Annotated in this window: 16 protein-coding genes and 1 pseudogene; 6 read left to right on the plus strand and 11 right to left on the minus strand. The window is 60.7% G+C overall.

Annotated features, from left to right (window positions below; all coding sequences use genetic code 11):
• Positions 1-3: 3 nt before the first annotated feature.
• From C7S18_RS24685 to hisS, 6 genes are read right to left on the minus strand one after another with little or no spacing between them, the layout of a single operon-like run.
• Entirely contained in the window at positions 4-3,309 is a 3,306-nt protein-coding gene (locus tag C7S18_RS24685; RefSeq protein WP_206207961.1) for a thrombospondin type 3 repeat-containing protein, read from the minus strand.
• 7 nt (positions 3,310-3,316) lie between these two features.
• Positions 3,317-5,695, minus strand: a complete 2,379-nt coding sequence (locus tag C7S18_RS02470) for a DNA internalization-related competence protein ComEC/Rec2 (protein WP_106890054.1) — start codon at positions 5,693-5,695, stop codon at positions 3,317-3,319.
• Positions 5,696-5,705: 10 nt separating this feature from the next.
• Complete coding sequence (gene lolD / locus C7S18_RS02475; RefSeq protein ID WP_106890055.1) at positions 5,706-6,407, minus strand: lipoprotein-releasing ABC transporter ATP-binding protein LolD; 702 nt, start codon at positions 6,405-6,407, stop codon at positions 5,706-5,708.
• Positions 6,400-7,647, minus strand: a complete 1,248-nt coding sequence (locus tag C7S18_RS02480) for a lipoprotein-releasing ABC transporter permease subunit (RefSeq protein WP_106890056.1) — start codon at positions 7,645-7,647, stop codon at positions 6,400-6,402. Before C7S18_RS02480 ends, lolD begins: the two co-directional genes overlap by 8 nt.
• Entirely contained in the window at positions 7,644-9,536 is a 1,893-nt protein-coding gene (locus tag C7S18_RS02485; protein ID WP_106890057.1) for an HAL/PAL/TAL family ammonia-lyase, read from the minus strand. The genes C7S18_RS02480 and C7S18_RS02485 overlap by 4 nt, the downstream gene beginning before the upstream one ends.
• Complete coding sequence (gene hisS, locus C7S18_RS02490) at positions 9,536-10,894, minus strand: histidine--tRNA ligase (protein ID WP_206208018.1); 1,359 nt, start codon at positions 10,892-10,894, stop codon at positions 9,536-9,538. The genes C7S18_RS02485 and hisS overlap by 1 nt, the downstream gene beginning before the upstream one ends.
• 127 nt (positions 10,895-11,021) lie before the next feature.
• Here hisS and C7S18_RS24125 point away from each other — a divergent pair, with 127 nt between their 5' ends.
• Entirely contained in the window at positions 11,022-11,414 is a 393-nt protein-coding gene (locus C7S18_RS24125) for a hypothetical protein (RefSeq protein WP_146151723.1), read from the plus strand.
• A gap of 183 nt (positions 11,415-11,597) precedes the next feature.
• Positions 11,598-11,816, plus strand: coding sequence for a DUF6289 family protein (locus tag C7S18_RS02500; RefSeq protein WP_106890059.1), 219 nt, complete (start codon positions 11,598-11,600; stop codon positions 11,814-11,816).
• 46 nt (positions 11,817-11,862) lie between these two features.
• On the opposite strand, the gene C7S18_RS02505 is transcribed toward C7S18_RS02500, so the two are convergent.
• The 3 genes and pseudogenes from C7S18_RS02505 to bamJ form a co-directional block, all read right to left on the minus strand.
• Positions 11,863-12,720 (minus strand): sulfurtransferase, encoded by an 858-nt coding sequence (locus C7S18_RS02505; protein ID WP_106890060.1) that lies wholly within the window; start codon positions 12,718-12,720, stop codon positions 11,863-11,865.
• Positions 12,711-13,512, minus strand: a pseudogene (locus tag C7S18_RS02510) (DUF1289 domain-containing protein). The gene C7S18_RS02505 and the pseudogene C7S18_RS02510 overlap by 10 nt, the downstream one beginning before the upstream one ends.
• Positions 13,513-13,615: 103 nt before the next feature.
• Complete coding sequence (bamJ, locus tag C7S18_RS02515) at positions 13,616-14,293, minus strand: BamJ family beta-barrel-assembly machinery protein (RefSeq protein WP_106890061.1); 678 nt, start codon at positions 14,291-14,293, stop codon at positions 13,616-13,618.
• A gap of 583 nt (positions 14,294-14,876) precedes the next feature.
• Here bamJ and C7S18_RS02525 point away from each other — a divergent pair.
• Positions 14,877-15,959, plus strand: coding sequence for a PLP-dependent cysteine synthase family protein (locus tag C7S18_RS02525; RefSeq protein ID WP_106890063.1), 1,083 nt, complete (start codon positions 14,877-14,879; stop codon positions 15,957-15,959).
• Here the strand turns inward: C7S18_RS02525 and rtcR are convergent.
• Complete coding sequence (rtcR, locus tag C7S18_RS02530; protein ID WP_106890064.1) at positions 15,956-17,557, minus strand: RNA repair transcriptional activator RtcR; 1,602 nt, start codon at positions 17,555-17,557, stop codon at positions 15,956-15,958. The two genes, C7S18_RS02525 and rtcR, sit on opposite strands and share 4 nt — an antisense overlap.
• Positions 17,558-17,752: 195 nt before the next feature.
• On the opposite strand from rtcR, the gene C7S18_RS02535 reads away from it, so the two are divergent.
• On the plus strand, positions 17,753-19,285 hold the full coding sequence (locus tag C7S18_RS02535; protein WP_106890065.1) for a vWA domain-containing protein: 1,533 nt from the start codon (positions 17,753-17,755) through the stop codon (positions 19,283-19,285).
• Between the two features lie 803 nt (positions 19,286-20,088).
• Positions 20,089-21,309: an RtcB family protein gene (locus tag C7S18_RS02540; protein ID WP_106890066.1), complete on the plus strand. Its 1,221-nt coding sequence runs from the start codon at positions 20,089-20,091 to the stop codon at positions 21,307-21,309.
• A gap of 136 nt (positions 21,310-21,445) precedes the next feature.
• On the opposite strand, the gene C7S18_RS24130 is transcribed toward C7S18_RS02540, so the two are convergent.
• Entirely contained in the window at positions 21,446-21,796 is a 351-nt protein-coding gene (locus C7S18_RS24130; protein WP_146151724.1) for a hypothetical protein, read from the minus strand.
• 432 nt (positions 21,797-22,228) lie between these two features.
• Here C7S18_RS24130 and rtcA point away from each other — a divergent pair, with 432 nt between their 5' ends.
• Positions 22,229-23,266: an RNA 3'-terminal phosphate cyclase gene (rtcA, locus tag C7S18_RS02550; protein ID WP_106890068.1), complete on the plus strand. Its 1,038-nt coding sequence runs from the start codon at positions 22,229-22,231 to the stop codon at positions 23,264-23,266.
• Positions 23,267-23,865 lie beyond the last annotated feature (599 nt).

The raw sequence follows: 23,865 nt of genomic DNA on the forward strand, positions 1-23,865 counted from the left end.
CCACTAGAACAACACGTCGAAGCTGTCGCGGAATACATTGTCAGTGCAGGTATTCAGCGGGTCCGCCGGACAGGCATCACAGGCGTCTCCCAGTTGATCGCCGTCACCATCGAGTTGATCCAAGTTCGGCACAACCCGGCAGTTGTCGCTGCCATCCAGCACCGTGTCGTTGTCATCGTCGGGATCGCAGGCATCACCTAAGGCATCGGCATCAGCGTTGAGTTGATTGGGATTTTCGTCAATCGGGCAATTGTCGACACCGTCCAGGCGACCATCGTTGTCATCGTCCGGATCGCAGGCATCGCCCAGGGCATCGGTGTCGTGATTGGCCTGATCCAGGTTCGCCAGGAACGGGCAGTTGTCGCTTGCATCGAGCACCGAATCATTGTCGTCGTCTGGATCACAGGCGTCGCCTTCGGCGTCCTGATCGTTGTTGCTTTGATTGCCATTCGCGACGCCGACGCAATTGTCGGTCGCATCGCCCAGGCCGTCGCTGTCGGCATCGGGGCCACAACTCCGGAGTTGGACGTCATCGATCCACCAGCCGTCGCTCGCAATGGTCGGGTTGCTGCCCAAGCGCATCCGCAGTCGAAAGCTGTGGCCAATCGCGCTGTCGACATTCCCGGTCACAGTCTTGAAGCTGCCGTTGTCACCGCAATAGGCAGGTTTCGCGCCGAAGCCATTGTCGTTCGCGGTCAGTGCCGTATAGGGTCCGCCCTCAACGAGATCAAAGCTCTCGATGGGGTTGAAGCTGCCACCATCCAGCGCAAACTCCAAGGTGCCGCCATCATTGCAACTCGTTGCCGTCGGGCGTTCCAGGCGATAACGATGTTTGAGTCGGAACTTGAATGCACTCTGGTTGGCCGGAATCGCAATGGTCGGGCTGATCAGAACCTGATCGCTAGTGTTTGCCGATACGCTGCCGGCAAACGCATGGGTCGGACTCGCACTTTGGCTCGTGCTGAGTTGCCATGTATCGGTGCCGGTCAGCGACTGATGTGTCCAACCGGGCGCGCCGGTTTCAAACGGGTCGGTGAGCCAGTCGTTCTGTCCGGTACCAGCCGGGCAGGCGAGGGGATCGGTGCGCACCGTGAAGCGGCGCGGACTCGCCGGATTCAGCCCAGGGCCGCACGAATTGTTGCCTCGAACGCGCCAATAGTAGGTCTGGCCGTAGGTCAGCGCGGGCTCCACCACGTAGCTAGTCTGGCTCACCGTAGCGCTGCGCAGGCCGACGCTGAAGGCTGGGTCTTCGGCGATTTCAATGGTGTAGTTCTGCGCCGTTGCAAGCGTCGCCCAACTCAAGGTGGGATTGATTAGTTGATTCGTCGCGAGGTCGGCTGGACTGTTCAAGGTAGTCGTGCCGAGTGGGCTCGACAAAATCAGCCGCAAATCGAGTAGCTTGCTCTGGCTGCCGTCGTTACCGGTCAGATTGATCGTGTGCGTGCCGGCTGCCGCGTTTGCAGCCAAGGTCAGATTCACATTGCCGCTGTTGTTGCCGGTCAGGCTCGTAGGGCTGACATTGCCACTGATCCCGGCTGGCAGCGCCGTGAGACTATAGCCCACGCTCGCGGCATGGCCGTCGAGACTCGCTTGCGTGAACGGCCAGGCCGGCAGGCTGCGCGCCGGGCTCACGCAGGCCTCGCGGGTCACTTCCGTGCTGTTCATGATGAACGTTGGCGTGCCACAACCCGTGTGCCGCAGGCTGGCGATACGGGTGGAAAACGTGGTGGCTGGCGCGTATTGGCCGGTCAGCCAGAAGGTGCAACCATCTACGGGATCGAGGCTCATCTGGGCGTAATCGCCCCAGCGGTTGCTGCTTTGATTCGTGCTGCCGTTCTGGATGCTGAGGTCCAGTGTGCTCATGGTCTGTCGGGCTTCGCCGTCGCGCCGGCCGGCAAAGCGGAGGCTCGGGAACACCGTCGGCGATGTGCCGGTGGCGTTGTAGGACAGAGCCCAGTTTCCCGAGCGATCAATCGCACTCGTGCCGAGCCAGCGATTGACGCTATCAGCCGCCGACAAAGTGCCTTCTTGAAACAGCAGCCACGGCGCATTGCTACCGCCTGTTCGCCGCAATTCGAACCAGCGCACACCGGCGAGATCACTGCCATTTCGATCCGTCACGAAATTGCCGCTCAGGCTCTCAAAACCTGGGAAAACGCGATACACCAAGCGATTCATGATTGGCTCGCGAACCGCATCGATTTGACTGCCATCCGGCTGGCGAATGCCGTCGAGGCCTGTCAAGCCACTCAGGTCGGCGTCGAATTCACTGATCGTGATCGCGCTCGGACCGCTGAGTATCGAATTGGCTGGCGTATTGAAATCCAAAGTGAGTTCATACACTTCAAGTCGATCGCGCGTCGGATCGTTCTGGCTTGGCGTGTGGGCCTCATCGTCCAATTGCCGCATCAACAACGGTTTGGCGCCCGATGGCGGCAACGTGGCCCCTTCCAAATCAGCCGGCATAAGAAGTTGAAACGAGAATCCCGCCAAGGCTGGCACCGTGAACCGCTGCGCGGTGATGCTCAGCCCGGCGAGCATTCGCGTGCGATCCAGCGCATAGACAGCACGGGTGGTGCTGCCTTCGTTGACGCCAATCACATAGGCGTTGGGCCAGATGCCGTACTTCGGGTAATCCGGAAATCCGGGCGTGTTGATTTGATAGCGCGTCCAGGTTTGCGGCGCACTGGGGTCGGACAACTCGCTCAGATAAATGCACAACGTGTTGCCGGTCTGCGTAAATTCGCTGAGCATCCAGCGATTGGCGAGTTGATCGTAGAGCACCAGGCCATCGCCCCAGCCGTTTGCGCAAAGGCCGGTGCCGAGGCTTTCCAGATTGAACGGGCCGGCGACCAACGTGCCCGACTTGTTGTAGATCCGGTAGGTCGCGCCGACATTGCTGTTGACCACCTGAACATAATGACCGGGTCCGACATCGCCACTCGCGTCGGACGGACTGACACCCGAGTACCCGCCGCCGCCGATGTTCAGCAACGGCGTGTTGAATGCGGTAGGGCTGTTGACGCTCCGACCTTCCTGCAATGTGGCAAGGCGATCCAGTCCATCGGTCAGGTAGCGGGGTGCCTCATAGGGCGCAAGGCGGTTTTGGCGGCGGGGGATGTCCACGATCGGGTCGCCCGGACGCCAGTCTGACAACCGGGGGCGGGCGGTTGGATCAATCCAGATTGACTGCGCGGGAATCGCTTCCGACTGCCAGTCCATGCTGAATGTGTCGGCACGTGCCAGGCCGCAGGCCAGAATGGACCCGCTGAGCCACGTGCACACTAGCAACTTGAATGAATTCGACATGGCCGCATTATCGCCGATCCCAGCCTGCCAGTGCGTCGGGCGCCAAGCGCCAATAGCGGCGTGATACGGCGCGTTGCTGCGTTGGTGGCGACGTCCCGGGCTCCGGACCCAGTTCAAATTGCAACATCCCCGAGTAGGCTGTATTGAGTGGGGTTGCGCCAACGGTTTGGAGGCGCTCCAGCACCGCGTGACTCGGGTGGCCGAAGCGATTGGCGAAGCCGCTCGACACGGCGGCGAAGCGCGGTTCGGTGGCATCGAGAAACGGCAAACTGCTCGCAAAGCGACTGCCATGGTGCGGCACGAGCAACAGACTCAGGGGCCCGAGGATTGGCTCATGCAGCAGCCGGGCTTCAACATCAGCACCGATGTCCCCAGTCAGCAGCGCGCGTTTGGTGCCAGCGGTGATCTGCAGGACGCAGGAACTCTCGTTGCCAAGATCGGGGAAATGCCGGGGTGGATGCAAAAATTGAAACTGCACGCCGTCCCATTCCCAGTGCTCGCCCCGCTCACAGCGGGCCGACGGATCGGTCTCGATGCCGACCTGCTCCAACGCCGCCGGATACGCCCGGCGCACAGCTTGTCGCCCGCCCGCGTGATCATTGTCCAGATGGCTGATGATCAGGCGATCGAGTTGTCTGACGCCGAGGCTCCGCAGCGCCGGCACCACGACGACTTCACCGAGATCAAAGCCGCCACGCGTGCGTGCGCCCGTGTCGTACAGCAAATTGTGTGCGCGTGTTTGCACCAATACAGCGAGCCCCTGACCCACGTCGAGCACGCTGATCCGCACGTGTCCCAAAGCGACTGGGTTGATCGCCGGTACGAACAAAGGGAGCAGGCAACAGAGACCAAACCAACGCCCGGCGAATGGTCTTGGCAGCAGCAGTATGACGGCGCCGAGCAGGGCGAGCAGCAGCAACGGCAGCGTGGTTTCGGGCAGGTCGATGCTCGCAAACGACCATTGCTCGCACCAGCCCAGCACGTGCCAGAGTCCACTCAATGACAACGTAGCGAGTTTGATGAGCCAAGCCGAAACCGCTTCGATGGGACAAAGCATCGCGAGCAGTAGCAATGGCACCACGCCAAACGTGATCCACGGAATGGCCAGGAGATTGGCCAACGGGCCGACGACGCTGGCCTGCTGAAACCACGCGATGCCAACGGGGAGCAAGAATATCGTCGCCACCCATTGTGCACGCCACATGGCCTGCCACGGCTTTTCGACGCGCCAGCCGGGCAGGGCGAGCATCAGACTGAAGACGCCAAGAAAGCTCAGCCAGAATCCGGCAGACAAGGGCGCCAACGGATCAAACAAAACGGCGAGCACGGCAGCCGTCAGGAGCATCTGGAAACTGCTCAAGTACCGGCGCGTCCACAGGCAGACGATGACCAATGCAATCATCAGGATCGTGCGCTGCACAGGCAGAGACCAGCCGGCGAGGCACGCGTAGATTAGCGCCGCTGCGAGCCCGGCGAGGCCGGCGAGATCAGGCCGTGTCCAACGTCTTGCCAAGCCCGGCCAGAGCACGTACAGACCTTGCGTGAGCCAAGCGGCGAATGCCGCGACCAAGCCAATGTGCAAACCAGAAATCGCCATCAGATGCGTGGTGCCAGTCACCCGCAGACGTTGCCAACTTGCATCGCTGATCGCCGCCTGATCGCCGACCGCAAGGCCCGCCAGCAATGGCCCCAATTCCGGGTGTTGGCTGCTGGTTTGGATCCAGGTCGACCAGTTCTGCCGGAATCGGTCGATGAACAGCCCCGATGGCGCGCCAGTTTCGATTTGGCCCGAGCGCACGTATGCCATCGCGTCGAGGCCTTGCGCGAGCGCGTGGCGTTCGAAATCGAAACTCCCTGGATTGACCAGGGCGATGGGTGGGCGCACACGTACCGTGCCGCGGAACGAGTCGCCGCTTCGAATCGTCGGCTCATGGCCGTACCACGACACTCTCAGTGTTGGCTGGGCGTTCGTCCAACGGAACGCCGGATCCGCGCTGTGCCAGCTGACGACGTGCAACTCAAACCGCTGTTGCTCAGGTTGCCGCTCGGGCAGACCAACAACGGTGCCGAATACGTCAAGATCGGCTCCGGTCGCGGCGACTGGCAATCGATCGGCGAGTGCGTGACTCGCTGCCCAAATGGCGTACACGGCACCCAGACCGGACCAACCGAGCCAGCGGGCCTGAGGCGGCCACAGCAATGTGAGCGATAACAATGTCAGGACCAGCAAACCGTCTTGCCCGGGCAATGTCGGCAGCAGGTGCGCGCACAACAAGCCCAACAGCCAGGCCAGCGCATAAAGCTGTCGGCGCGCAGGGGATGAGAACCAAATTGAGTCGCCATCCGGGCGGTGTACAGGCTGCCGATCCGTGGCTGCCGAATTCATGGGTTGGCCTCTATCCGTTCGGGGGTTTCAATTCCAGGGTTTGCAGCCGGCCGTCGACCAGGCGCAGCGCTCGATCCATGCGCGCCGCCAGATTCAGGTCGTGCGTCACAATCACGAGTGCCGTCCCGGCGTCGCGCCGCAGCGCCAGCATCAACTCGGCGACCGCCTCTGCATTCTGCGCATCCAAATTTCCGGTGGGCTCGTCAGCCAGCACGCACTGTGGTTGACTCACGAGCGCGCGGGCGACCGCAGCACGTTGGCGTTCGCCCCCGCTGAGCTCGCCGGGCTTGTGGTGAATGCGATGACCGAGGCCAACTTTCTCCAACATCGCCCGGGCTTGAGCCAGGGCCGCCGCTTTTGGGGTTCGCCGGATCAGCAACGGCATAGCGACATTCTCTTCGGCCGTGAACTCGGGCAACAAATGGTGGAACTGATAAATGAAACCGAGTGCAAGGTTTCGAAGATCGCCGCGTGCGGTCTCGCCCAGACTCAGCATATCTTGACCGGCCACGCGCACACTGCCGCCGTCGGGCGCATCGAGGCCACCGATCACATGCAGCAAGGTACTCTTACCAGAGCCTGACGCGCCGACAATCGCAACGGCTTCGCCAACGCGGACATTCAAGTCGACCGCGTGCAGCACGGGCGTACTGAGCCCGGTGTCGCGATACGTCTTGCTGACGCCACTCACCTCGAGCGCAAACTCACTCATAGCGCAGCGCCTCCGCCGGTTTCGTCCGGGCCGCCTTCCACGCCGGGTACAAAGTCGCCAGCGTGGACAGCACAAAGCTCAGTCCGACAATGCTGAGGACATCATCCATCCGCAGATCGGAAGGGAGTGCGCTGATGTAATACACATCGGCTGGCATGAAGTCGAAGCCGAAGATGGCTTCCAAGAAGTTCATGAGCCGATCGGCGTTCTCGGCAAGCAGAATGCCGCCGACGGTGCCGATCGCAATGCCTACACACGCAATGACGACGCCTTGGATTACAAAGATCTGCATGACGGAGCCCGGACTCAAACCCAGCGTGCGCAAAATCGCGATGTCCGCCTGCTTGTCGATGACCAGCATCACGAGCGACGACACCAGATTGAACGCCGCGACCGCGACCACCAGCGACATGATCACAAACATCGTGATCTTCTCAGTGTTCAGCGCTTGATAGAGATTGCGGTTGTCCTGAGTCCAATCCCGCACACGAAAGTCGCCCTGCAGTTGGGCGCCGAGCGACTCCGCGACGGCCCGAGACTGAAACAGGTCATCGAGCTTCAGCCGAACGCCGGTGACCCCGTCACCTTGCCGAAACAGCTTCTGGGCATCCTGGATATGGATGAAAGCCATGCCGCGATCGAACTCGGAAACCCCCGCCTCGAACAGACCGACCACACGAAACCGGCGCATCTGCGGCAGCAGGCCTGCTGGCGTGGCGCGGACTTGTGGCGCATAGACGAGCACGCTGTCGCCAAGCGACGCGCCTGCCCACAGTGCCAGCTCTTTGCCCAGCACAATGTTGAATTCACCGGGTTGCAGCGCGGCGAAGTCGCCCTCTTTGATCTCCTCGCGAATCGCCGAGACGGTGGGCTCCAAGGTCGGGTCGATGCCGCGCACAATCGCGCCGCTGACACGTCCGCCCTGGAGCATGACTTCGCGTTCGACATAAGGTGCCGCCCCCACCACGTGCGGTAGCTTTTGGGCAACGGCTACGGCCTCTGGCCATTGCTGCAACGGCTCGCCGCCGAAGCCGGACACGGTGGCGTGAGCGACCATGCTGAGCGTGCGGGCCCGCAGCTCGGTGCCAAAGCCATTGATCACCGAGACGATCGTGATCTGGGCGCAAACGCCGAGCGCAATACCGAGCATCGATGCCAGCGAGATGAACGAGATGAAATGATTGCGGCGCTTTGCGCGTGTGTAGCGCAGCCCAATCATCAGCTCCAGCGCACGAATCATGCGGCATCCTCAAGCAGGCTGCCAGACGCGACCAACTTCAGAATGGCGCGGATATCGCCATCCATCGCGCGATCCATGGCCATGAACGGAATGTGCTGACGGATTCGCTCAAACGCGCGTTGGACGCGCTTGGATGGCTGGAAGTCGTCGGATTCCGCAAGGGCCTGGGCGAGTGCCGCGACTTCGGACTCGAATTGAGCGCGCTCAACGGCGTCAGTGCGCGGCGCGTTTCTGATCTTGCTGATCAGGGCGGACACATTGCCGCTACGGCCCAACTCGCGTGCGGCATTCAGCATGTCGCGCCGGTACTCCAGCGCCTGCGCAGCCGTGTAGAGTTCCAGTGCGAGCACGTGCTCCAGATCCTCGAGCATGTCGAGCACATGGCGGGCCTCATTCGCGCCCATCGACACGTGATCCTCGGCATTCGCGCTCGTCGGGATCGAGTACACCGATGCCGGATGCGCGCGACTCGCCAGATCATTGACGAGTGCCGCCGCGGTGTACTGCACGATCATGAAGCCGGAGTCGGTGGCGTCTTCGTTGCCAATCAGGAACGCCGGCAATCCATCGTTCGTCGCCGGGTCGACGAGCTTGTTCAGGCGTCGCTCGGAGATGCTGGCGAGCACGGGGATGGCGGCTTTGACGTAGCTCATCGCCAGCGCGAGCGGCATGCCGTGGAAATGCCCGGCCGAAATCACTTGATCCTCGATCTCGCGCGCGGCCCGATCCGGAAACACCAACGGGTTGTCCGTGACCGCATTCAGCTCCACATCAAACACGCGGCACGCTTGATCAAACGCATCGCGGACGGCGCCATGCACTTGCGGCATGCAGCGCAGGCAGTATGCGTCTTGCGGTTGATGCTTCTTGCCGCCCTTGAACGGCAGGAAGCGCTTGTAGAAGTTCTCGCGGCCATGACGCTGGCTCGGCGGTACGTAGTCCCAGCTGATATCGAAGCGTTGTGCCTGCGCTGCGGGCGTTTGCCAGGAGTCGGCCAACCAGGACGAAAAACGCGGCACGAGGTGATACGCGATATCGACCAACGTCGAGCCTTCGATCAACGCGCGGACGGCCTTGGCTGAATGGATCTGGCCTGGATGCGGGCGCAATTGGTGCACGTCATCCACCAGCGCGCCGCTGCGGCCCGCAAATGCCTCAAGCGTCATGGCGGCTGCAAGTTCAGCCAGCTGCAACAAATGCTCCAGTCGGTTCAGTGCCAGTGCGCCCGTTGCGAGCATCTGCGTGGTGCCGTTGTTCAGCGCGAGGCCTTCCTTGAACGACAATCGCACCGGTTGCAAGCCGACTTCCTGGAGGGCCTCGCGTCCCGACTTGCGAAGACCGCCAACAAATGCCTCGCCTTCGCCGAGCAGCACCATTGCCAAGTGCGATAGCGGGGCCAGATCGCCGCTCGCACCAACCGAACCCTTGCGCGGAATCACCGGAATGACATCGCGGTTCAGCAGTTCGGCAAGCGCCTGCAGCGTTTCGACGCGAATTCCCGAGTGACCGCGCAGCAGCGTATTGATGCGAATACCGAGCATCGCGCGGACGACCGTTTCCGGGAACGGCTCGCCGACGCACACAGCGTGCGTGATCACCAGATTGTGCTGGAGTTCTTCGAGCAAGTCGCGCTCATGCTGCTCCGGGTTGCCGCCAGGCAGATCATCGCGCGCGCGGCGGGCGCCGAGCAGCTTATCGGCATTGCTGCCAAAGCCCGTTGTGACGCCGTAGATGGGCTCCTGTCGACGTACCTGTTCGCTCAGAAACGACGCCGCATGGGCCACTCGTTCCAGCGCATCGGGTGCCAGATGAACCGCCGCGCCGTCAGCGAGTGCGGCAACTTGCGAGCGGCTCAGCGAGAGCCCATTCAGTTCGATGATTGGACGCATCACAGCCCCTTTGGCATGGCTTCGGATTGTTCGATTTCAACGCGCAGGCTTTGCGTGAGCTCGGCACGGGCGACCTCAAATTGCTCACCCCGCAGCATGTCCTTGACGGCGACCACGCCTTTGGCCTTTTCATCAACGCCCAGCATCAGCACAAAACGGATGCCGGCCCGATCGGCGTATTGGAATTGCTTGCCGAGCTTCTTCGGCTCCAACTGCACCTCGGTATTGATCTGCGCCGCACGCAGCTGATTCGCGAGCTCCAGGTAGAGCGGCAGGTCGGCATCGTCCATCATCGCTACCATGGCTTGCACGGTGCTCTTCGCGGTGCCAATCAGACCCGCCTTGCGCAGTTGGTAGAACAGCCGCGTGGCACCAATTGACACGCCCACTCCGGGGAGTTTGGACTTGGTGTAGTGCGAGGCCAGGTTCTCGTAGCGACCGCCCGAGCAGACCGAGCCGATATCCGGATGCTCGGTCAGAATCGTTTCGAACACGGAGCCGGTGTAGTAATCGAGTCCGCGCGCGATCGAAAAATTCAGCACGTAGAACGCTTCCGGAACACCCAGGGCTTTCAACAGGCGAAGCACTTCGCGGACCTCGGCGATGCCAGTGTCCAGAGTGCTATTGCCGCTGCCCAGAGCGTCCAGCATCGCCAAGGCGCTGGCATGCGAGTCCGAGCGTTGCGCAACAAAATGCATCAGTGCATCCGCCTGCTCGATCGGCAGCGAAAATGGCGCGTTCGTCAAAGTTTCGCGCACGGCTGCAGCCCCGCGTTTGTCGATCTTGTCAACTTCGCGCAGAACCAGGGTTTGTGCCTCGCCATCGGCAATGCCGAGGCGTTCGAAGAAGCCGCGCAGTATCTTGCGGTTATTCAGCTGGAGGGTGAACGGGCCGACGTTCAGTTCGCGGAAGATCGCGTAGATCGCAGCCGGCAGTTCGGCGTCATAGCGGACCGACAGCTGATCCTTTCCGATCACATCGATGTCGCATTGATAGAACTCGCGATATCGCCCCTCCTGCGCCGACTCGCCCCGATAGACGCGCTGCATTTGGTAGCGGCGAAACGGAAAACTCAGACTATGCTCGTGCTCGGCAACGTAGCGGGCCAAAGGCACAGTCAGATCAAAGCGCAGGGCTAGGCTTGGTTCCTCGCCTTTCTTCAGGCTGCCGGTCGACTGCACGAAGTACACCTGACGCTCGGTTTCGCCACCCGATTTGGTCAGCAGCACATCGGTGAACTCGATTGCCGGCGTTTCGATCGGCAGAAAGCCGAAGCGTTCAAAATTCCGGCGGATTGTTTCCAGCATGTTCTGGAAAGCAATTTGATCGAGCGGTAAGAGCTCCATCACACCGGGCATGGTTCGGGCTTTGGCAAGACTCACAAGCACTCCGTTCTGGTTCAGTTCGTGGCGACAGGTTGGGGATTGGGCTGGCCCGACCGGAGCGGGGTCATTCCTCCCAGCCCGCAATTGTTGCGCGACTGACGTGAAAAACAACCCAACAGCGCCGAAATCAGGGGATTGCCTTGATCCAGAAGGCATCAAAGCGCGGTCGCGACTCCAAAATCCCAGGCGTGGCAGCCATGTCAATGACAAGGGTGCTCGTTTCTGTGGACGTGCGGCAAGGGGCCGCGCCCGCTACTTCGCAAGCACAATGTGGCGTTTTGCGCGGATGATTGATTTCCGAACAGCACGTCGCATGCCGCTCAGGCCGGAACCCGGTCGCTGCTTGGTGTTCGGCCTGACGGCAGAAGTTGGGTTGCGCTACCAAATAATTGAGCGCGATTTTGCGGATTTTACGCGTAACGCAATGCATGCCGCGAAGGATTCGCAGATCGCACCGTTTTGGAGTCCCGAAAAGAGCGTCATGACAGGTTGAAGAACACTTGAGCCAAGGCGACAACGTGATTCCGAGTCGTCCAAGGTTCTCTCGCGACAACAAGGAGCGTGTCGCGGGCTCACGTTGCAATCAACCTGTCTCGTCGCGTTTCGGGACCCCTCGCGGAGACCCACGGATGGCTGCAAGTCATGCCAACCCTGTACTCAACCGAAGGAGCAAATCATGAAGAAGTCGCACACATTCCTGTTGTCGCTTGCTGCCACGATGACGATCGCTGCCGGTGTTGCCTATGCTGGTATCGGCCAAAGCATCAACCGCTTCTACTATTCGAGCGCCGCGCACACCGAAGTAGTCGGCGAGGAATTCATCAGCTGTGGGGGCACCCGTATTCTCGACGGCGTGCGCACGGCTTATTACACCGAGACCCGCACGTCCTGCTGAAAAAGCCGGACTGGCACATTCGCTGATTGAGCGGCATGGATGCCAGTCAATCACCGCGGCTGATGGGGCGGCTGGGATCTGAAATCCAGCCGCTCCACGATGGTGCAAAGAGCTTCGAGCCCACCAAGCCGGCGTGCGTCATTGCCAGCAGGTTGTGACACGCCGTAATACCAGACCCGCATTGATGTACGACCTGCTCGGCGCTACGTGCGCCCAGCAAAGTCTGGAATTGCATCCGCAGTTCAGCGGGCGGCAGGAAGCGCTGCTCGCTGTCCAGATTCTGGGTAAATGGGCGATTGATCGCGCCAGGAATATGGCCGGCGACCGGGTCAATCGGCTCGACATCACCGCGATAGCGTTCGGCGCCGCGAGCATCGATCAGCAGCCAGCTGGGGTCTTGTCGGGCTTGATCCAGTGCTAGATAGTCCAACACGCTGGACGTCGTTCCGCGCAGATCCAAAACTTGGGACGGCACGACGCTGACCGCGCCGCTGGTCATGGGCAGACCGGCCTTTTGTGCTGCCTGAAAGCCACCATTGAGAACTGCGACTTGGCGATGCCCGATCCAGCGCAGCATCCACCATAGTCGGGCGGCATAGGCGCCATTGCCTTGATCGTAAACGACCACGGCCTGCTCTGGCCGAAAGCCAAGCCTGGACAGGGTCTCGGCGAAGTGGGCGGGCGTTGGCAATGGATGGCGCCCAAGGCCCGTAAGACTCTGGTCCGACAAGTCCTGGTTCACATCCGCATAAACTGCGCCTGCAAGATGCAACTGCTCGAACGCTTGCCGGCCCGCGTCGGGCTGCATCAGGTCAAAACGGCAATCCACGAGCAATAGATCGGTTTGGCCAAGCAATGGTTTCAGCGCCGTGACGTCGATCAAGGTCTCGGTATTCAGGTCCATAGCTCAATCCGTTTGCGCAGGTTCAATAACATGGCAGCCGTCGCGCCCCAGACGCGTCGGCCTTCAACGTCGAACTCGTGGATGTTGCGGAGTTTGCCGCGGTAGTCCACTTCCCGAGAGATCAGCGCCTCGGGGTTCAGGAATTGGGCCAGCGGCGCCTCGAACACGTCGGCCACTTCACCGATTCGGGGCGTGACCGTAAAACCCTCGCGCACGCGCGCGACGACCGGGGTGACTCGAAAGCGCGTGATCGTGTCAAACAAATCCAAATAGCCGAGTGGCTCGACAAACTCCCGTGCAATGCCGACTTCCTCTTCCAGTTCGCGCAGGGCTGCGGCCAATGCGGAACCGTCGTCGGCATCGATGCGCCCGCCCGGAAAGCTGACCTGGCCGCCATGGTTTGCGAGGTTTTCATCGCGCTCGGTCAACAGCACGGTCAACACGCCGTCGCGATCGATGATGGGCACCAACACCGCGGCCGGAATCAAGCCTTCTTCGACGTCGAGAATGTCGGCAAGGTCGGCATGATTCCAGCCTTCGCCACTCGGCGGACGCTCCAAGTCATGCAGCGCCTTCTGGATGCGCTCAAAGTTCATGCCGGCGCGCCTCGCGTTCGGGCAGCACCACCTGCATGATGTGCGCACGCTCGGCATCGGACATGCTGGCCCAGCGCGCGATTTCGGCAGACAGTCTGAGACAGCCCTCGCACAAGTCGTTGGCGGCCAACATGCATACGCCGATACATGGTGTCGGAATTGCGCGCGCAGGGCGCGTCCAAGTCAAACTGGTCATAACTTCCTTCAAAACGACAAGACCGATGCGGGCATCCGCATCGGTCTTGTGGGGTGTGGCGTTTGCAACAGCGGCCGAGACCGCTGTGTGCCGACGGCGTCGATTACTTGACGTCGATCAGCTTGATTTCGAACACCAGGGCCTGATTCGGACCGATCGGACCATTGCCGCGCATGCCATAGGCCTGCTCTGCCGGCAGGAAGATCTGCCAATGGTCGCCGACCTTCATCATCGGGATGACTTCCTGCCAACCCTTCAACACTTGGTCGACCTTGAACTTGGCCGGCGTGCCGCGCGCGAACGAACTGTCGAACTCAAGACCGGTGGTCAGCGAACCACGGTAATGCATGGTCACTTCGCTGGTCTTCAGCGGACGCTTGCCGGTACCTTCTTCAATGATGCGGTACTGGATGCCCGACGGCAGGGACACAATGCCCTTCTTGACCTTGTTCTCGGCCAGGAACTTGTCGCTCGCGGCCTTGTTGTCACGCGCCAGGGCTTCGTACTTGGTCTTGGCTTCGTTGTAGAGACGCTCTTTCATCTTGTCGAGCGCTTCGGCCATCTGCTCATTGGCCACGGCCGGCGCCTTCTTCGCGTAACCGTCCTGGATCGCACGGATCACGGTGTTCACGTCGATGTCCATCTTCTTTTCGACGAAATCGTTGCCGATTTCATAGCCGATGGCGTAACTCAGCTTGCCTTTTTCAGACGTCGTGTCCTGGGCATGGGCAGCACCCACCAGCATGGCCGCCAACATGGCAGCGCGCAAACCAAATTTCATCCAATCTCTCCAATGAGCGTCAAAAAATTGCCGGCCGGTTCTGAAACGAGCCCGGGTCGGGCAAACAGCCTTCTATTCTACCGATCCGGACTGAATCCGGGCAATCTGGTCGGCAAGCGACCGCCCGATCCCGGAAAAGTTCCCGGATTCGGGGCGATTTCGGCAGGGGAAACGGCAATTTCGGGCGGAAAAGGGGTGGCAGCGTTCCATCAGGCGGCTTGCTGCGAGCATGAGCCCCGCACCTGATTCCGTCTCGGGCGACGAAGGGCGAGGACGCGCGTCGGCGCAGAACCGCAGATTGAGATGCGCGGAAGGGTCGGTTTTCCCCAGGAATTCCAATCCACCGCTCGTCGCCCCGGACTCGATCCGGGGTGTGTTCGATCGTTCCTGACCAGCCAATGGCGATCCTGAAGCTTTGGATGCGGGCCACGACGAGCACGTGCTCGGGTTTCCCAAAGACTTCTGCACCACCGCTCGTCACCCCGGACTTGATCCGGGGTGAGTTTGATCTTTCTATGTCAGCCCTCGGCACAACTGATCCAAGTCAAAAGTACAGGCAGGCCCGGCTGGCATCCTGGCCAGCATGGACACGAACCGACTCTGGATTCACAAAGCCCTGACCTGCCTGGAGCGCGAAGCACTGCGTTCGGCCGACACGCATTTGCTGCGACTCGATCTGCCGCCGTTCCCGGGAATCAGCTTTTATCTGAAGGACGAGGCCTCGCACCCGAGTGGCAGTTTGAAACATCGCTTAGCGCGCTCGCTGTTCCTGTACGCGCTGTGCAACGGCCGGCTGCGCGAAGGGCAGGTCGTGGTGGACGCGTCCTCCGGCAGCACCGCAATTTCCGAGGCTTGGTTTGCCCGCCTCCTCAGCCTGCCCTTTGTTGCCGTGATGCCCGAGCAGACGGCGGCGGCAAAGATCACGGCGATCACGGCACTTGGCGGGCGATGTTTATTGCTGCCCCCAGGCGAGCGCTGCGCGCCGTTTGCGCGGCAATGGGCCGAAACCGAAGGCGCGTGTTACCTCGACCAATTCGGATTGGCCGAACGGGCGACCGATTGGCGCGGCAACAACAATATCGCCGAGTCCATTCTCCGGCAGATGGCACTGGAGGCGCATCCTGAACCGCGTTACGTCGTCTGCGGCGCCGGCACTGGCGGCACATCGGCGACGATTGGTCGCTACTTGCGCTATCGGCGCCTGCGCACGGCGCTTTGCGTCGCCGAACCGACTGGTGGCGCGTTTGCGGAAGGGTTTCGTACGCGCAGTCGAGATGCCGTACAAACGCGGCCAAGCATTATCGAAGGCATTGCCCGTCCGCAGGTCGAAAGCGGATTTCTGTTCGACATCGTCGATCTCGTTGAAGAAATTAACGACGTCGACTCGATCGCCGGCATGCGATTTCTCGAATCGGCGCTCAATCGGCGCTGGGGTGGCTCGTCCGGTTGCAGCTTTGTCGCTGCCATCCGATTGGCTCGTGGCATGCGCGCGGCGGGGCAGCAAGGATCGATTGTGTTGCTGCTGTGCGACGAGGGAGATCGCTACGCCGACACGCTGTATGACGCCGGCTGGCTGCATGCGCATGGTTACGATCTCGCAGCCGCCAGTGTGCGTCTGCATGAACTGATTGGCGGCGATGCCAACGACGTCGCGGACGCTCACTAATTCAATCGGTGCAGCTGCTCGAACTGCAAGTCAAAGCGAGCCAAGTATTTGCGCAGCCGATCGGCATCGTTGGTCTTTGCCTTTTTCTCCCGACTCGCCTGAAATAACGTGCGGCCGGCATCGCTGAGTGTGCGACTGGCGCGACAGACGCGAACGACTTCAGCAAGCTGCACGGCATCAAAGCGATCGAGATCGGCATAAGCGTCGCCGAGCAGGTCCGCGAGGCTGGTGTCGGTTGGCGTGTCCGATTGCTGGTCGCCCCAATGTCGTTTCAGGCGTTGGATTTCCTCCTGCACTACGTCCACGGTAATCCGGCCCGATTCGGATAACGTCGCCATGCGCGTGATCGACGCGCCCAGATCGCGGAAATTGCCGGGCCAGACCGCATCGGCGCTCGTTGCAAAGCGCAGATAGGCTTGACGCGCTTCGCGGTTGAAACGCACTTGCTCATTGTAGTTGCGCGCATAGCGCGACAGTTCGAACTCGAGGTTCGGTTCGATGTCCTCGGCGCGCTCCTTGAGTCCGGGTAGATAGAACGTCCAGAGATTCAGGCGGGCGAACAGATCGTCGCGAAAGCGGCCTTCGCGCACGGCCACGGCGAGATCGCGATTCGTGCCCGCGATCAACTGAAAATCGCTGCTGACTTCCTTGTCCCCACCCAAAGGCGGAAAGCGCTTGTCTTCGATCGCCCGCAACAGCATGGCTTGCTCATCAAGACCGAGTTCGCCGATTTCGTCGAGGAACAGCAGGCCGCCATCGGCACTCTTCAACAGACCGGCGCGATCACTCTGTGCGCCCGTGAAGGCACCGCGGACATGCCCGAACAGCGCGCTGCCGGCGCCATCGCCACGCAGCGTTGCGCAGTTCACCTCGACAAACCGGCCGCTCAAGTCCTGGCGCTGCTTTTTCAGCTCGAAGATGTTGCGCGCGAGTTGGCTCTTGCCCGCGCCAGTCGGACCCATCAGCAGCATGGGCGCGCGCGAACGCATGGCGACACGCTCGATCTGCTCGATCATCCGGTTGAACTTCGGACTTTGGGTGTTGATGCCGCTCTTCAGAAACTCGGTCGTTTCCTGACTGGCCTTGGAGAACCGCTGCGCGATCTGGTCATAGCGGGCGAGATCCAGGTCGATGATCGCGTATGAGCCTTGCATGCCTTGGGCGCGATCGCGGGGTGGCGAGGTTTGAATCAATCGTGCGGGCAGAAAGCGCGCCTCGGCCAGCAGAAACCAGCAGATCTGCGCGACGTGCGTGCCGGTTGTGATGTGGATGAAATATTCCTCGTGCTCCAGATCAAACGGATACCGACGCGAAAAATCGAACAAGGCCGAGTACATCAGCTCGAAGTCCCAAGGGTCTTTGACATACACGTCGTGCACGCAGACGTCTGTCTGCGGGCTCAGTTGGCGCAGGTCCGTCTGCACAGTCTTGACGAGGTTGTTGAATCGACGCTGGTCGACCAGCAACTCAATACGGTCTGCCTGGAAGTCCTCGTGTTGCCCGAGCGCAACCGTGGGGCGCCATTTCTCCCAACGGCCCGGGCCGGCACCCAAATCCATCTGCGTACCGAGGAATCCGATCACGACTTTGCGCTTCATGATGCTATCCAAAAATATAAAGTGCGATCTAAGCGTATCTTAAAGGGCGGCTTCGAGCTAGTGACAATTTTTGCTGGGTTCGAAACATGTTCAATAAAAACAATGCGGTAATCAAGATCTTCCGAAGTTGGCACGGGACTTGATATAGACCAGCTATGGATGCGGCGTTCCGCATCGGAGTCAGGAGAACGTGTGATGTTGAACAAGGCATTGAAGCCCGCCCAGAAGCAACTGTTGACGCCCAACCAGGCTGGCGTGCCAGCGTACGGGTTTGGACCGAAACAGGCGCTCGCGCAGCTCGCCATGACCGGCTGTTTGAACAGCACGTTCTACAGCTCGGCCGAAGCCCAGTTATCTGAGCTCCTGAAGCGCTGCTTTGAAGTGGATCCGGATTTCGTGGCCAAGACCGCGCTGTATGCGCGCAAGCACGGCTACATGAAGGACACGCCGGCATTGTTGGTGGCTTGGCTGGCCAGCTTCGCGGGTGAGCTCGGTGAGCAGGTGTTTCCGAGGGTCATCGACAACGGCGGCATGCTGCGGAACCTGGTCGGCATCCTGCGGTCTGGTTTGGTGGCGCGCCAGAGCCTTGGTTCGCGACCGAAGCGCTGGGTGCAGCGTTGGCTGGAGCAGGCTTCGGACGAATCGTTGATCAAGGCCATGGTTGGCAACGATCCGTCGCTGGCCGACGTGATCAAGATGGTGCACCCGCGTGCCCCGTCGCGTGAGCGCAACGCCTTGTTTGCCTGCATTCTGGGTAGGCCGTGCGATGCCGAGTTGTTGCCAAAAGCCTTGCTCGAATTGGAACGGTTTCGCTTGAATCCGAACCAGCCGGTGCCGAACGTGCCGTTCCAGTTGTTGACGGGACGCCCGCTCGGCAAGGAGCACTGGATCCAGATCGCCCGTCAGGCCAGTTGGACCATGACCCGCATGAATCTCAATACGTTCATGCGCCATGGCGTGCTGGAAGACGAGCCGACGGTGCGCTTGATTGCGCGGCGTCTGGCGGATCGCGATCAGGTGCGACGCGCCAAGGCGATGCCGTACCAGTTGCTGACCACGTACCAAGCAGCGCTCGCGATTCCCGAGAAGATCCGGCAGGCGTTGCGCACTGCGACCGAGCACGCGATCGAAAACGTCCCGCGAATCCCCGGTTCCGTGGCGGTGCTGGTCGACGTTAGCGGTTCCATGGAATCGGCCGTGACTGGCTACCGTAATGGTGCGACGTCGACGACGCGTTGTGTGGATGTCGCCGGCTTGATGGCGGCGGCCGTGCTGCATCGGAATAGTGGTGCGATGGTGATGCCGTTCAACGATCAAGTGCGGAACTGGCGGCGACCCGCTCACGGCGGTGTGCTGGAAACCGCGCAGGCGTTGGCGGCTTTGCTCGGCGGTGGCACGCAGTGCAGTGCGCCGTTGGCAGCGTTGAACCAGATGAGCGTGGCCCCGGATACGGTGATCATGTTCTCGGACAACCAGAGCTGGATGGATGCCCGCCTGGGCGAAACCGAATACCAGCGCCAATGGCGCGTGCTGAAGCAGCGGAACCCAAATGCCAAGTTGATTTGCGTGGACTTGCAGCCGTACACGAACTCGCAAATCAAGGACCAGCGCGATGTGCTGAACATCGGCGGTTTCAGTGATGAGATGTTCAAGCGCATTGCTGAGTTCGCAGCTGGGAACTCTGATGGCAAGTTCTGGGTCGATCAGATCGATTCGATGCAGATCTAAGCCGCGTGCGCGCAAATGAAGTAGAGGAACAGGGGCCAGCGTGACCTTCACCACGCTGGAGCCAAACGCAAATGATCGGACCTTGACTGATCAGCCGTGCGTGTCGGTGAATGAGGTGAACGGGTTGCCAGCAATGGGGCAGGCAACCGGGAGTAGGTGGTTAGGGAGACTCTGAACAAGTTCAGAGTCGATGCGGGCCATGGATGGCCCGCCCAGAATCAAGCGCGCAAGTGCTTGATTCTGGGCACCGAGTCCGGACATGTGCCGGACTCGGTGCGGGTCTGAAAGTCCAGGATGGACTTGTTCAGACCCTCCTTAGGAAAGCGTGATTGGCAGATTGCAGTCGAATGCCGTCGGGACTACATGGGATCCGCCCGTTCGAACCGGGCACCTGCGCACGCCGAAAGGCCTGTGCAGGCAACAGGAGCAGCTGAACTCGTTCAGATGTTTCCGAGACGTCTCGAAAATCCTCGTCGAATGCAATCTGAAAGTCATGATTTGCCAAGCGCGTGTTGCAATCTCGCGGTCTTGGCCGATCGGCAAATGCAAATGGGACTACATCTTTGAAATGTCCGTCTCGTTGAAACCTTGTTGCCGATCGGCCAAGCCTGCGGGCTTAACCAGCATCAGGACGAATGCTCAGCGGTCTACATCGTAATCTGCAGGTTGCTGGTGCAAATCCAGCCATCTGGACGCATCCGCGTGCAGGTGTCGCTCAATGAGATAGAGCAGCAGCAAGACTGCCAACTACTTGTCGTTCGGGTGTGTTGACTGAATCAATGAAAGCAAAGGAGTGGACGACCATGACAACTTATAACGAACTGAATGAACACGGTGGCGTCCCAGTCAAGATGTGGACGAAGGGCGTGCCGGTGGAAGACGATGCGATTCGACAGCTGCAGCAGTTGTCGCGCCTGCCGGTCGTATGGCCGCATGTCGCGGCGATGCCGGACGTGCACGTGGGTATTGGCGCAACCGTTGGCTCGGTGGTGCCGACTCGACATGCGATCATTCCGGCGGCGGTTGGTGTCGATATTGGCTGCGGCATGATTGCGGCGCGAACGTCGCTCAAAGCGAACGACTTGCCTGACCAGTTAGGTGGGGTGCGGACGGCGATTGAGCGCGCGGTGCCGCACGGTCGGTCCGGTAACCACGGCACCCGCGACAAAGGGGCCTGGAACAAGGCGCCAAAAGCGGCCGAGCAGGCGTGGTCGGCATTGGAGAGCGATTTCCGACGACTGTGCGAGCTGCATCCGCGATTGAAGAACACGAACAACTTGAGCCATCTCGGCACGCTCGGCACCGGCAACCACTTTGTGGAATTGTGTTTGGACCAAGTTGACCAGGTCTGGGTCATGTTGCACTCGGGTTCGCGTGGCGTCGGCAATGCCATCGGCACGCACTTCATCGAGTTGGCGCAGGCCGACATGCGGAATCATGTCGCCAACTTGCCGCATCGTGACCTCGCGTACTTTCAGGAAGGCTCGCCGCACTTTGCCGACTATGTGTTCGCGGTCGACTGGGCGCAGCGATTCGCCCGGGAGAACCGCGCGATCATGATGCACAACACGCTGGCTGCACTGGCCAAGGTGATCCCGAAACCGTTCACCCTCACGGAGGAGGCGGTCAACTGTCACCACAACTACGTGCAGAAAGAGACGCACTTCGGTGAGTCCCTATTCGTGACGCGGAAGGGCGCGGTCAGCGCGCAAAAGGGCCAGCTCGGCATCATCCCAGGTTCGATGGGTGCGAAGAGCTTCATCGTGCGCGGGCTTGGTAACGAAGCGGCGTTGTGCTCGTGCTCGCATGGTGCGGGTCGGGTGATGAGCCGGACTCGGGCCAAGCAACTGATCACGCTGGAAGCGCACGTCGAGGCGACCAAGCATGTGGAATGCCGAAAGGACGTCCACGTAATCGACGAATCACCCGCGGCGTACAAGCCGATCGATCAAGTCATGGCGGCGCAGTCCGACCTGGTCGAAATTGTCCATACCTTGCGCCAAGTGGTGTGTGTCAAGGGTTGAGTGAAAGAGGCAGGCAGGCGCGGACGCGCCTGCCTCAAGACCGCTGCAAGCTCCCCCAGACATCGAACGCGAATCGATTATCAGGAGTGCGCTCATGCGAGCGGATATGAAACAAGTCTTGATTGAGCGGCCGAGATCAGGCTGGCGACTCAAGCACAAACGAACCAACAAGCCCCGTGCCAGCGATTGGAACGGCGAAGATCTCGATATTGAACGGCAGGCGCCCCGCTTGCGTCAGAGCAAGCACTTTGACGATCTGCTCAGCCCGCTGCGCAAATACTTGCGAGCCCAGGTCGGTCGGCCATGGGACAACGTCTATTCGGAGATGTGCGCCACGATTGACCGACGCACCGTATCGGGGCGGCATTTGTTTGAGCACGTCGAATGGGAGGTCTTGATTGACGCCGTGCTTGACGAGCAAGGGAAGCCTTGTTACCCCGCGCATCGCCATTGGCGGCAGGGCCGGGCTGTCGGATTGTTCGTGCATCCGCGAACGCGGCTGTTGTGCTATCAAGCTGGTGATTCGGCGCGTGAGCGCAAACGAAAAAGGGAAAGCAAGCACGCCGAGTTCGTGGCGAATCATCGCGATCTGGGGCAGGGGGCATTTCTGCTCAAGCGACGCGGGATCTGGCATTGGGTTTTGGGTGCTCGGGTTGATGACCACCTTCAACCGAATCAACGGAAGCGCACGCAACGGGTCGACTTTATGATCGGGTCGAGTGCGTACATGTTGCTGAAAGCGCGCCAGTTGAACACCAAAGAGTTGCGTCAGCTCGAACTCAGTAACGATCCTTGCGACGCCCATACTGATTGAAGCAGGACTTATCTCCGGCGAAGATCGCAGTGCCACTGAGTTCTGCAAGATTAGGATGTACCACCAAGCTGTGACTTTGTTGTCGACGCGTTGAAGGAGTTGAAGATGCAAGCGCAAGGACGGTCCAATATTGAAATCGACGGCAGCGTCGGCGAAGGCGGCGGGCAGATCCTGCGCACGTCTTTGAGCTTGTCGGTGATCACCGGTCGGCCGATTCGAATCACACGGATTCGGGCTGGGCGCGAAAAACCCGGTCTGATGCGGCAACATCTGACCTGCGTGAAAGCGGCACAGCAGATATCAGCTGCGGAAGTCGAAGGCGCGGAGCTGGGTTCGTCCACGCTCGTGTTTCGGCCGCAAGCACTCGTGGGCGGCAGTCACCATTTTGCGATTGGCACAGCAGGCAGCACGTCGCTCGTGCTGCAGACGGTGCTGCCGGCGTTGCTCTGTGCGAAAGAGATCAGTCGCATGACGGTCGAGGGTGGCACGCACAACATGCTTGCGCCGAGTACCTGCTTTCTGCAGCGGGCGTTTCTGCCGCAACTGCGACGCATGGGCGCGGATGTGAGCCTGGAAGTGGTGCGCGAGGGCTTGTTCCCGGCTGGCGGTGGTGCGGTCGTCTTGCAAGTTCGGCCCGCGGCATTGCATGGGCTGTCGTTGTGCGAGCGCGGGACCAAGCAATCGATACAGGCTGAGGCGTTGCTGGCATCGGTGCCAGAGCACGTCGGCTTGCGCGAGATCACCGCGGTGGCCGATCACTATAAGCTGCGCCGCGAGCATATTCGTCACCGCGTGCTGGGCTCACGGACGGGGCCAGGCAATGTGCTCAGTGTGTGGGCCGAGTTTGAGAACGTCGTGGAACTGGTGACGGTGCATGGCGAGCGCCGTTTGCCTGCAGAGCAAGTTGCCGCGAAAGCTTGTGCCGAGTTGGATGCTTACCTCGACAGCGGCGCCGTGGTTGGTGAGTATCTCGCCGATCAATTGTTGCTGCCGATGTGGCTCGCGGGCGCAGGGCGGTTTCACTGCCTGGCGCCTAGTCTGCATACGACCACCAATTTGCAGACCTTGAGTCTGTTTGGGGGTCCGAGCTTGGTGTGCGAAAAGTTGGCCAATGGCGCGCATGAAATCCGAGTAGCGGGTTGATCCATTAGCCACCGTGGTTCGGAGCGCAGGTTTTTGTGGGAGCGGCTTCAGCCGCGAACGGACCGCGGCAAGCTTGATTCGGGCGGTGGTTTTTGTAGGAGCGGCTTCAGCCGCGAACGGTGATGCGGCAAGCTTGGTTCGGGCCTGAAGGCCCTCCTACAATCGGTAGGTAATCTCGCGGCGAGCTTGGTTTGGAGCGGTGGTTTTTGTGGGGGCGGCTTCAGCCGCGAACGGTGATGCCGCAAGATTGGTTCGGGCCTGAAGGCCCTCCTACAAAAAACGAACGGTGATGCCGCAAGCTTGGTTCGGGCCTGAAGGCCCTCCCACAATCGGTAGGTAATCTCGCGACAAGCTTGATTCGGGCGGTGGTTTTTGTAGGAGCGGCTTCAGCCGCGAACGGTGATGCGGCAAGCTTGGTTCGGGCCTGAAGGCCCTCCTACAAAAAACGAACGGTGATGCCGCAAGATTGCTTCGGGCCGGTGGTTTTTGTAGGAGCGGCTTCAGCCGCGAACGGTGATGCCGCAAGCTTGGTTCGGGCCTGAAGGCCCTCCCACAAGAAGCGAACGGTGATGCGGCAAGCTTGGTTCGGGCCTGAAGGC

The sequence above is a fragment of the Ahniella affigens genome, from assembly GCF_003015185.1.
GTDB lineage: Bacteria > Pseudomonadota > Gammaproteobacteria > Xanthomonadales > Ahniellaceae > Ahniella > Ahniella affigens.